The organism is Methylocystis sp. (assembly GCF_050246715.1).
Classification (GTDB): domain Bacteria; phylum Pseudomonadota; class Alphaproteobacteria; order Rhizobiales; family Beijerinckiaceae; genus Methylocystis.
Window position 1 is genome coordinate 1 of record NZ_JBFWVN010000077.1, and the last position, 10832, is coordinate 10832.

10 protein-coding genes and 1 tRNA gene are annotated in these 10832 nt (G+C 60.9%); 7 read left to right on the forward strand and 4 right to left on the reverse strand.

The window, feature by feature from the left end; all coding sequences use genetic code 11:
• Nucleotides 1–77: 77 nt before the first annotated feature.
• The 3 genes from AB7I51_RS16525 to AB7I51_RS16535 form a co-directional block, all read right to left on the reverse strand.
• Nucleotides 78–329, reverse strand: coding sequence for a hypothetical protein (locus tag AB7I51_RS16525; RefSeq protein ID WP_428405398.1), 252 nt, complete (start codon nt 327–329; stop codon nt 78–80).
• A gap of 14 nt (nt 330–343) precedes the next feature.
• Complete coding sequence (locus tag AB7I51_RS16530; protein ID WP_428405397.1) at nt 344–631, reverse strand: antitoxin Xre/MbcA/ParS toxin-binding domain-containing protein; 288 nt, start codon at nt 629–631, stop codon at nt 344–346.
• Between the two features lie 88 nt (nt 632–719).
• Complete coding sequence (locus AB7I51_RS16535) at nt 720–2003, reverse strand: hypothetical protein (protein WP_428405396.1); 1284 nt, start codon at nt 2001–2003, stop codon at nt 720–722.
• Nucleotides 2004–2178: 175 nt separating this feature from the next.
• On the opposite strand from AB7I51_RS16535, the gene scpA reads away from it, so the two are divergent.
• The 4 genes from scpA to AB7I51_RS16555 all read left to right on the forward strand — a co-directional run bounded on the left by scpA (nt 2179) and on the right by AB7I51_RS16555 (nt 5931).
• Nucleotides 2179–4341, forward strand: coding sequence for a methylmalonyl-CoA mutase (gene scpA, locus AB7I51_RS16540; RefSeq protein WP_428405395.1), 2163 nt, complete (start codon nt 2179–2181; stop codon nt 4339–4341).
• A 22-nt stretch (nt 4342–4363) separates the two neighbouring features.
• On the forward strand, nt 4364–4807 hold the full coding sequence (locus tag AB7I51_RS16545) for a protein tyrosine phosphatase family protein (RefSeq protein WP_428405399.1): 444 nt from the start codon (nt 4364–4366) through the stop codon (nt 4805–4807).
• A 47-nt stretch (nt 4808–4854) separates the two neighbouring features.
• Entirely contained in the window at nt 4855–5046 is a 192-nt protein-coding gene (locus tag AB7I51_RS16550; protein ID WP_428405394.1) for a DUF6494 family protein, read from the forward strand.
• 390 nt (nt 5047–5436) lie between these two features.
• Nucleotides 5437–5931 carry a YqhA family protein gene (locus tag AB7I51_RS16555; RefSeq protein WP_428405393.1) on the forward strand — a complete coding sequence of 165 codons (495 nt, stop codon included), beginning with the start codon at nt 5437–5439 and terminating at the stop codon, nt 5929–5931.
• Nucleotides 5932–6134: 203 nt separating this feature from the next.
• Here AB7I51_RS16555 and AB7I51_RS16560 read toward each other — a convergent pair.
• Nucleotides 6135–6211: transfer RNA gene (locus AB7I51_RS16560), tRNA-Asp, on the reverse strand.
• Between the two features lie 218 nt (nt 6212–6429).
• On the opposite strand from AB7I51_RS16560, the gene AB7I51_RS16565 reads away from it, so the two are divergent.
• From AB7I51_RS16565 to AB7I51_RS16575, 3 genes are all read left to right on the forward strand, one after another.
• The gene (locus AB7I51_RS16565; RefSeq protein WP_428405392.1) at nt 6430–6699 is read left to right on the forward strand and encodes a succinate dehydrogenase assembly factor 2; all 270 of its coding nucleotides are present in this window, start codon (nt 6430–6432) and stop codon (nt 6697–6699) included.
• An 8-nt stretch (nt 6700–6707) separates the two neighbouring features.
• Complete coding sequence (mfd, locus tag AB7I51_RS16570) at nt 6708–10232, forward strand: transcription-repair coupling factor (RefSeq protein WP_428405391.1); 3525 nt, start codon at nt 6708–6710, stop codon at nt 10230–10232.
• A 188-nt stretch (nt 10233–10420) separates the two neighbouring features.
• Entirely contained in the window at nt 10421–10651 is a 231-nt protein-coding gene (locus tag AB7I51_RS16575) for a hypothetical protein (RefSeq protein WP_428405390.1), read from the forward strand.
• Nucleotides 10652–10832: the final 181 nt, after the last annotated feature.

Sequence of the window (10832 nt, forward strand, 5' to 3'; positions counted from 1 at the left end):
CCGCTCTGGTGCAGCGAAACGCAAAGCCAGCGTCAGCGGCGCACCTTGTTCAAACCGCCGAGGCCGCATAAGATTCGTCACGCAGCGGGCCGCTTCACGCTTTTCAACAGCGAACGGGACATCCCCTCGGCGATCGCTCCGTCACGTTCAAGACTCGTATAGAGGACGGAGACTTCGCAGGCGCTGTCCTGCGATGGCGCCCAGCGTCCGCCACTGATCGACGGCGCGATGGGATCGGCGCTCACCGAAGTTGTCCGAAAAACCTCTGCCTCGAAACGCTCAACGGGCAGGATGCTCAGTTGATCGACGAGGTTTTGTTCGTGGATCATCGGCGATCCACTTCTCAGAGATATACCGAATCACGAAGCTGACTGACGAGACGCAGCACTTCGTCGATGCGACCTTCGCGAATCAGAACCGCCGGCGACGCGCCGCTCAGCAACTTCTGAGGAGAGAAAATCCATTGCCGCGCTTCGTCGGGTTCATACAGTTCGGAAAGCTGGTCGACGATATATTCAAGTTCGAGAAGCGTCTTCTCAGTATTCGGATGAGGATAGGCGCGCCCTTGGTTCCAACGCGAAACGGTTTCGGGGCGCGTGCCGAGAAGGTTCGCGACCTCGATATTCCGCATGGCGCCTTTCGAGCGCAATGATTCCAGCTTTCGTGCTACCGCGCTACTCATTCCTTCCTCGGTCACTCATTTTATTCTCTTCTCGTTCTCATCCGTTTCCATGATTGCGCCTCGTCGGCGTCGCCGCATAAGTGCTTGCGCTTACCGTCGCGAGATGACCAAACGTTTCGCGTAGGCGGCTTACCTCACCTTGCTTCTTTCGCAAACTTTCCTGGAGCTTTTCGTCAAGACCGTTTACGGTCGCAATCCGCGCTACAATGTCTGATACGCGACGTACGTGCTCGTTGAGATATTGTTCAGCACGGAGATTCTGAGGGGCGGCGCTCAGCCGTTCTAATTCGCGGGCCCGCTGATAGATAGCATGTCGCGCAGGGCGTTTGATCATGTCTTGAACACCATGAGGGCAACAATGCGTGTCGCGACATCCGCAAATCGACTTGATACGTGGTGAGGCGCTAAGCGGCGCTTCTGCGACGAGTGGCTTCAGAAGCATATCTAGCTGTGGCACATAAACACGCCAGCCTGTTTGGCCTCTTTGAGGTCCCCGTGGTTGTCGCCAGTTTGAGGTATTAAAGTTTTGTTGAAGTGTTACGCCATGCGCTATGCCGCCCAAGGCACCAAAGGCAAGCGCGCCTAGCCCAGGCAACCCGCCGACCGAGTCGCCAATAATCGGAGTGCCAATTTTATGAAATTCACGACAGGCGTCGATGTAGGCTGCGGCCTTCTCGCCGGTGGCATGGTCGCCGAAATGTTCGGTTTTTAGCCAGAGTGCGTCAAAGCGTGCATCGGTCATCGCGGCGAGCAACGCTTGACGTTCTGCGGGCTGCCGCAGTGCTTTTATCGGTAGCGCCAAAGAATAGATCAAGCCAATATCACTACCGTTTTCCGTGATTCGTTCGGCCGTCCAGTTGAGCGCTGCAATGTCACGTTTCAACCACGGATCAGCAGCGCTCGACAAGAAATGCGACGGTGTCAAAATTTGGGTAAAACCGTGTATTGCGGCGAACTCGACGATCTGTGCTGCGCGCGTTTTGCCCTCGGCACCGTCAAAATCAGCTACATTATGATGACGCTCTAAGCCCCAAGGCAACGAAGATAGACTTTCAGTCATCGCTTGAGGGAAAGCCATTTGTTGTGTTTTGGGGTCGAGGATTACATCGATATCGCGTCGTCGCGCCTCGGTAATCAGTTCGCGATGTCGCTCAATATTGTTGGCGCCAATAACAAAACCAAAAATCCCACGCTCGCCAGAGGTCAAAAGATGTAGCAGCTCGCGATGGTCATTGTGTCCAACGCGCACATAAAAGCCCAGAGCATCGGAGCTCGTCCGCAGCGACTTCGGGCGCGGCAATGGAATCACATTCGAGGACATGGTCGCCTCCTTTGTTCAAGACATTATCATTGACATTTCTATTGCGCAAGGACTAGATGTTTTTAATTGCGATTATTTTTGCAGGTCGACGAACCACATCGCGTTTCCTCTGCCGCCCTTTGCGCGGTCGCCCCCTCTGGTTTATGACGAAACCGCGTAAGCCCTTGAGGAAAAAATGTCCGCGATCCCCGATTTCTCGCAGATTCCCTTCGCGCCCGTCGCGCCTGAGCAAGAGGCCGAGGCGCGCCGCTGGCTGACGCCGGAGGGGATCGAGGTGAAGAACGCCTATGGGCCGGCGGACATCGAGGGCCTTTCCTTCGTTGACGGCTATCCCGGCGTCGCGCCCTATGTGCGCGGGCCCTATCCGACCATGTATGTCGCCCAGCCCTGGACGATCCGCCAATACGCCGGCTTCTCCACGGCCGAAGACTCGAACGCCTTCTACCGCCGCAATCTCGCCGCCGGCCAGAAGGGTCTCTCGGTCGCCTTCGATCTCGCCACCCATCGCGGCTATGATTCCGACCATCCGCGGGTGATGGGCGACGTCGGCATGGCGGGCGTCGCGATCGATTCGATCTACGACATGCGCACGCTCTTCGACGGCATTCCGCTCGATCAGATGTCGGTGTCGATGACAATGAACGGCGCCGTGCTGCCAGTTCTCGCGCTCTTCATCGTCGCGGCGGAAGAGCAGGGCGTGCCCGCCGAAAAGCTCACCGGCACGATCCAAAACGACATCCTAAAAGAATTCATGGTGCGCAACACCTACATCTATCCGCCCGAGCCGTCGATGCGGATCGTGTCGGATATTTTTGCGTACACGTCGAAACATATGCCGAAGTTCAACTCGATTTCGATCTCCGGCTATCACATGCAGGAGGCGGGCGCCTCGGCCGATCTCGAATTGGGCTATACGCTCGCCGACGGCGTCGAATATGTGCGCGCCGGCGTCGCGGCCGGCCTCGACATCGACGCTTTCGCGCCGCGTCTCTCCTTCTTCTTCGCCATCGGCATGAACTTTTTCATGGAGGTAGCGAAGCTGCGCGCCGCGCGCCTGCTCTGGGCGCGGCTGATGAAAGATCTCGGCGCCAAATCCGAAAAGAGCCTGACTCTGCGCACGCATTGCCAGACTTCCGGCTGGTCGCTGACCGCGCAGGATGTTTACGTCAACGCCATCCGCACCTGCGTCGAGGCGATGGCGGCGACGCAGGGCCATACGCAATCGCTGCACACCAATGCGCTCGACGAGGCGCTCGCGCTGCCGACCGATTTCTCCGCCCGCATCGCCCGCAACACGCAGATCGTGTTGCAGGAGGAGAGCGGCACGACGCGGATTATCGATCCCTGGGGCGGCTCCTATTACGTCGAGCGGCTGACCGCGGAACTCGCCAAGCGCGCTTGGGCGCATATTGAGGAAATCGAATCGCTCGGCGGAATGGCCAAGGCGATCGCCGCTGGCGTGCCCAAGCAGCGCATCGAGGAAGCGGCGGCGAAGACGCAGGCGCGCATCGACAGCGGAACCCAGATCGTCGTCGGCGTGAACAAATATCAGCCGGTGAACGACGCCAAGCCCAATGTGCTCAAGGTCGACAACGCCGCCGTGCGCGCCGCGCAGCTTGAGAAGCTTGCGCGTCTGCGCGCCGAGCGCGACGAGGCGAAGACGCAAGCAGCGCTGAACGCGCTGACCGAAGGCGCGACCTCAGGCACCAATCTTCTCGATCTCGCGGTGAAGGCGGCGCGGGCGAAGGCGAGCGTCGGCGAAATTTCTTTCGCGCTCGAAAAAGTCTTCTCGCGCCATAAGCCGAAGGCCAATGTGATTTCCGGCGTCTATGCGCGCGAGGCGGGCAAGGAGAGCGTGCAGGTCGGCCGAGTGGTCGGCATGACCCGCGACTTTGAGGACAACACCGGGCGCAAGCCGCGCATTCTCGTCGCAAAGATGGGCCAGGACGGTCATGACCGCGGACAGAAAGTCATCGCCTCCGCCTTCGCCGATATGGGTTTCGACGTGGTGATCGGCGATCTTTTCGCGACCCCGGATGAAGTGGCGCAGAAGGCGAAGGAAGCTGACGTTCATATCGTCGGCGTCTCGACGATGACCGCCGGCCATCTCACGCTGACGCCGGAACTGCGCGACGCCTTAAAGCGCGTCGGCCGCGGCGACATTATGATGGTCATCGGCGGCGTCATTCCGCCGGATGATTTCCAGGCCTTGTACGATTCAGGCGCGGCCGCGATTTTTCCGCCCGGCACCAATATTCCGGTGGCGGCGGAGCAATTGCTGCATGAACTGAATATCCGTCTGGGTTTCGCGCAGCGGGAAGTGGCGAAGGCCGGGTAGGCCGGCCATTTGCGTGAAGCCCATGCCAGACGATCCGACGCAAATCTATCATTGGCTTCGGATCGACTCTCGCCTCACGACATCCGGTCAGCCGAGCGAAAGCGAGCTTGGCGAGATCGCGGCGCTCGGCGTGCGCTATGTGATCAATCTCGGTCTCCACAGCCATGAGAAGGCGTTGCCCGACGAAGCCGCGACGGTCGGCGCGCTTGGCATGAGCTATCGCCATATCCCGATCGACTTTCAGCATCCGACTGAGGCTGATTACCAGGCGTTTTGCGCGGCGCTGACGGAAACACGCGACGCCCCGACCCATGTCCATTGCATCGCGAATTACCGCGTGTCGGCGCTCCTCTACCGCTATCGCCGCGATGTGCTCGGCGTCGATGACGCGATGGCGCGCGCCGACATGACCCGCATTTGGACCCCGAACGCGGTCTGGGCGGCGCTGATCGAAGCGCCGCGATGACGCTGACTGAAAGCGCGCTACCTAGCTGCTGTGAAGGGAGTCGGGCGATGGACGAAGACGATTTCAACATGGCGGTGCGCAAATTCCTTAAAGAAGTGGGCGTCACCTCGCAGCGCGAGATCGAACGCATCGTGCGCGAGCATAAGGTGGCCGGCGGCCGATTGAAGCTGCGCATGGCGCTGACCGCCGAAGGCACGCCGCTCAATCATATCGTCGAAAGCGAGATCGACATTCGCTAACAAGGTCAGATCGTCTGCGCCTCGACGCGGGCCGGGGCGTCCGTCGACTGACCGAGAGCGGCCTTTCGGCCCATCGTGCGCGAAGGCGCCGCCATGATCGAAGTGAAGAATTGGCTACGGAATCTTGATTGGCCTGACGCGCAGGGGCTTGGCGCGGTGCGTGAAGGAGCCGGGGGTTGACCTGAATAAGGTGACCCCCAAAAAGGCGCTGCGTCCGGGCTGAAGGCGGGGAAATACCGCGCCAAGGCGACTCGCCGCAGCGGACCAATGCAGAGCGAACGCGCGCTCGTGCGCCAGGCAAATGTTTTCGCGCTGGCGCGTTGACGACTCGGGCGTAACCGTTTTGAGTGCTCAACGCGGCTATCGCCGCGGGCCGAGCGAGGATGTGCAATGGTTAGGCGTCTGATCGAGCGCTACATTTTCCTGACTCGGTGGCTATTGTTGCCCTTTCTGCTGATGCTCGGCGTTGGCTTGATCGGCATGGTTTTGAAAGCAGCTAAGAGTACACTTCATCTTATTCAAGTAATATATTTGGAGAATGACGCAAACATCAAAATACATTTACTCGAATTGGTCGATCTCACGCTAATATCCGCCCTTGTGGTAATAGTGACGATCTCGATATATGGAAATTTTGTTTATAAGATTAGCGAAGATGATGAGTCTGGCCGGCCCGCTTGGATGGCCTCCGTGGATTTCTCTCAGCTTAAATTAAACCTTCTCACCACAATCGTCGTGATATCCGCGGTAAGACTTCTTGAAGTATTCTTGGAAGTGCCGCAAATGTACGATCGCGATTTATATTATTATATCGCGTTGCATCTTACTTTGGTTTTCTCGCGGCTGGCGATGGCTTTCTCGCCAAAGAACGCCGGCAAGGAGTGAAATTCTGGATTGAACAAATTCTGGGTTGGCGTCGCTGCGCCAATCCAAGCGCAGGCGTCTATATCGCTCGAACAACGAAGGGGCGCCCGCCCGCTGAGAATCGCGGCGAAAGAGAGCCGGAACGCGGCAGAGGGGCCGTCACGCCACGCTGAAAAAAGCCAAAAAGGCGATCTGCAGGGATCCTTTAGGATTTTCGCTCTGCATGGCGAGAGAGACGGGACTTGAACCCGCGACCTCCGGCGTGACAGGCCGGCGCTCTAACCAACTGAGCTACTCCCCCGCGAGCGCGCGCGGACGCGAGAGGCGCCAGATAGCGCAGGCGCATCTTGAGGTCAAGGAAGTTCGCTTCCTACGCGGCGAAGGGCGCTGGGGCAAAGCGTCGGGAAGCGTCTCAGCGGAATGAAGCGAGTCCCGCTCAGGCGTCTTTCCCTGCCCTTGCGCGCCCTTTGCCTTTCCTTTGCGCCTGCATTAAGCCTCGCGCCATATAGGGAGACCGACTTGGACGACGACATGCGCAGGCGGCGCATCAGGGTGCGCGCCTGGCGGCGAGGCATGCGCGAAATGGATATTCTTTTGGGGCGCTTCGTGGACGCGCGCATAGAGGCGCTTCCGGCCGAAGCGCTCGATGAACTCGAGACTCTGCTCGATCTGCCGGACGACGCGGTGTACCGATGGCTGTCGGGCGCCGAGCCGCCGCCCGCCGAGCATGACACGCCGCTTCTGCAGCAGATCATCGCCTTCCACCACCATGACGGGCCGATCCATTGAACGTCGCCGTGAGCAAGCAGAAGAAGGCGGCGGCGGGGCTCGAAGCGGCGCGCTCAGGCCTCGTCAAGGGCGAGCGGCTGATCTTCGCCCATGCGCCGGAAGGCTTCGACGCCTTCGTCAGCGCCGATCTTGCGCGCGCGCTGGCGCGCGAGGCGGAAGGACGCGCGGCGGTTTTCGTCCATGTCGCGCGCGACGCGGCGCGCTCGTCGGCCTTTCGCGCCGCTCTCCGCTTCGCCAATCCGGACGTCGAAATCCTCGACATTCCGGGATGGGACTGCCAGCCCTATGATCGGGTGTCGCCGCACGCGGGCGTCGTGGCGCGGCGCATGACCGCGCTCTCGCGCCTCACGCGCGCCAAATCCTCGTCTGAACGTCCGCGTGTCGTTACGACCACCGTCGACTGTCTGTTGCAGCGCGTTCCGCCCCATAAACTGGTCGCGGCCGAGAGCTTCGCCGCCGCGCCCGGCAATGTGGTGAAGCTCGACGAACTGGCGCTCTGGCTCGAAGCGAACGGCTATCTGCGCGCGAGCACTGTGCGCGAGACCGGCGAATACGCCCAGCGCGGCGGCATCGTCGATCTTTTCCCGCCGGGACTGCCGGCGCCGATCCGTCTCGATTTCTTTGGCGACACGCTCGAATCGATCCGCTCCTTCGATCCCGATACGCAGCGCGCAACGGGACAACTTCGCGCGCTCGACCTCACGCCGATGAGCGAATTGCGCTTAACCAGCGAGACGATGCGCCGGTTCCGCCAGTCCTATGCCGCGCGCTTTGGCGGCCAGACTCGCGGCGACGCCCTTTACGAGGCGGTGAGCGAGGGCCGGCGCTTCCACGGCATGGAGCATTGGCTGCCACTGTTTTATGAGCGGATGGATACGCTCTTCGACTATCTTGGCGATGCGCCGATCCTGCTTGATCCGCTGGTCGACGACGCGGCGACGGAACGCGTCAAGCAGATCGAGGATTATTACGACGCGCGCAAATTCGCGCATGATCTCGATCCCGCCGCCTCGAACTATAAGCCGCTCGAACCGCGTAAACTCTATCTGTCGATAGACGAATGGCGTACCGCGATGGAAGCGCGCGCAGCGGCGCAGTTCTCTCCCTTCGCGGCGCATGAGGGCGAAAGGGCGATTGATTGCGGCGCGCGGCCCGGCCGCGACTTTGCGCCTGAGCGCAATACGCCCGACGTCAATGTGTTCCAAGCCGCCGCCGACCATGTCCAGTCGCTGAGCGACGCGGGTAGGAAAATCGTCGTCGCCGGCTGGTCGGAAGGCTCCTGCGAGCGGCTGGGCCATGTGCTCGCCGAACATGGCTTGCAGGATTTGCCGCGCGTCGCATCGCTTCCGCAGGCATTGTCCCACAGCGTTTCCGTCGCCGTTCTCGGGATCGAGCGCGGCTTCGAGACCGACGCCTATGCGGTTATCGGCGAGCAGGACATTCTCGGCGATCGCTTCGTGCGGCGCCGCCGTGCGCGCAAGCCGAACGAAAACCTCCTCGGCGAAGTCGCCGCGCTTTCCGCCGGCGATCTTGTCGTTCATGTCGATCACGGCATCGGCCGTTTCGTCGGGCTCGAGACGATCTCCGCCGCCGGCGCGCCGCACGACTGTCTCGAACTCCACTACGCCGGCGGCGATAAGCTCTATCTCCCCGTCGAGAACATCGAACTTCTGACGCGCTACGGCGGCGAGGACGCCGAGGCGCAGCTCGACCGGTTAGGGGGCGCCGGCTGGCAGACGCGCAAGTCGCGGATGAAGAATCGCATCCGCGAAATGGCCAAGGGCCTGATCGAAATCGCGGCGCAGCGGCAATTGCGCGAGGCGCCGAAGCTCGCGCCGCCGGAAGGGCTTTATGACGAGTTCTGCGCGCGCTTTCCTTACGATGAAACCGAGGATCAGCTCGCCGCCATCGAGACGACGCTCGACGATCTCGCGTCCGGACGTCCGATGGACCGGCTGGTGTGCGGCGACGTCGGCTTCGGCAAGACCGAGGTCGCGCTGCGCGCCGCCTTCTGCGCGGCGATCAACGGCAAGCAGGTGGCGGTCGTCGCGCCGACCACTCTGCTGGCGCGTCAGCACTACAAGACCTTCAGCGAGCGCTTCGCCGGCCTGCCGGTGCGCATCGGACGGTTGTCGCGCATGGTCGGCGCCGCCGAGGCGCGCGAGACCAAGAAAGACCTCGCCGACGGCCGCATCGAGATATTGATCGGCACCCACGCCGTGCTCGGCAAGACCGTCAGCTTCAAGGATCTCGGACTCGTCATCATCGACGAGGAGCAGCATTTCGGCGTCGGCCATAAGGAGCGCCTAAAAGAGCTGCGCGCGGAAGTGCATGTTCTGACGCTCTCGGCGACGCCGATACCGCGCACGTTGCAGCTCGCCATGACCGGCGTGCGCGAGCTTTCGATCATCGCGACGCCGCCGATCGACCGGCTCGCGGTGCGCAGCTTCGTTTCGCCCTTCGATCCGCTCATCGTGCGCGAAGCGCTGCTGCGCGAACGCTATCGCGGCGGCCAGGCCTTTTTCGTCTGTCCCCGTATCGAGGATTTGGAGGAAGCCGCCGCCTTCCTGCGCGAAAACGCGTCCGAATCGAAATTCGTCATCGCGCATGGGCAGATGAGCGCGAGCGAACTCGAAGATAAAATGTCGGCCTTCTACGACGGCAAATTCGACATTCTGCTCTCGACGACCATTGTCGAGTCTGGCCTCGACATTCCGCGCGCCAATACGCTCATCGTCTGGCGGGCCGATATGTTCGGTCTTGCGCAGCTCTACCAGCTGCGCGGCCGCGTCGGGCGCTCCAAAATGCGCGCTTACGCGCTGTTCACGACGCCCGCCAACCGCACGATCACGCCGCAGGCGCAAAAGCGCCTGGACGTATTGCAATCGCTCGATACGCTTGGCGCGGGCTTCCAGCTCGCCAGTCACGACCTCGACATCCGTGGCGCCGGCAATCTGCTCGGCGAGGAGCAGTCGGGACACATCAAGGAAGTGGGCTACGAGCTGTATCAGCAGATGCTCGCCGATGCGATCGCGCTGCTGAAGGCTGGCGTCGAGGAGCCGCAGGAGGAAACCTGGTCGCCGACGATCGCCATCGGCGCACCGGTGACGATACCGGAGGATTATGTCGCCGATCTCACGCTGCGCCTGCAGCTCTATCGCCGATTGTCGACGCTCGCGACGGATCAGGACATCGAGGCTTTCGCCGCCGAGTTGATCGATCGTTTCGGCCCAATTCCGCCTGAGGTGGATCAGCTTTTGGAGATCGTTGCGATCAAAGCGCTGTGCCGGCGCGCGCATGTCGAGAAGATCGACGCCGGCCCGAAAGGCGTCATCGTCGCGTTCCGCGAAGACAAATTCGCCAATCCCACGGGACTGGTGCGTTTTGTCGCTGAGCAGGGGACGACCGCCAAGGTGCGTCCTGACATGCGAATAGTTTTCATTCGCGAATTCGACAGTATGAAACAGCGTCTCACAGGCACGCGCCGCATTCTTCGCACGCTGGTCGAAATTGCGGAGAAGAAGGCCGCTTAACGTCGTCGCATCGCTTCATTGGCGTCGCGCATTCTTTCGCGCGCGAAATCGAATCCGCAGCAAAACGGCGCAATGATCATTGTAGAATTAGCGACATGAAAACGTTGCATCTTATGCGCGCGAAGTCGGCGCTTCGCGCCGGTTGGGATGGTTGGCGGGAGGCGCTCAAAACATCAGGGAGAGGAAACATGGCTTACAAGCTTTTCGCCGTCGTCGCCCTCGCTTCGGCAGCGACCCTGACTGGTCATGCCTTTGCCCGCGAGCAAGCCTCGACTGGCGATTGGAAGCCGCCTCAGGTCGTGGGGCAGCCCGGTTACAAGGAAGAAGTGGTCAAGCCGCGCGAAGCCGCAGCGCCGCGTCCGATCGGCCAGGATCCCTATGCGGCGCATAATCCTAAGGCGACGTCGGAACATCAGTGACTACAGATCGAGCGGTCTTCGCGGCGCGCCGCAGCGCCAAATGAGATCGCATCGACTAGAGCGGTTTCTTGTCTGATTGAATCGAGAGGGATTCACGAATCAGCTTTGTTCTGATTCAAACTGCCTGCTGGCGAAGGAGGCCGGCAGGCATGTCGAAGAAGACTCTTTCGCTCGATCTCCG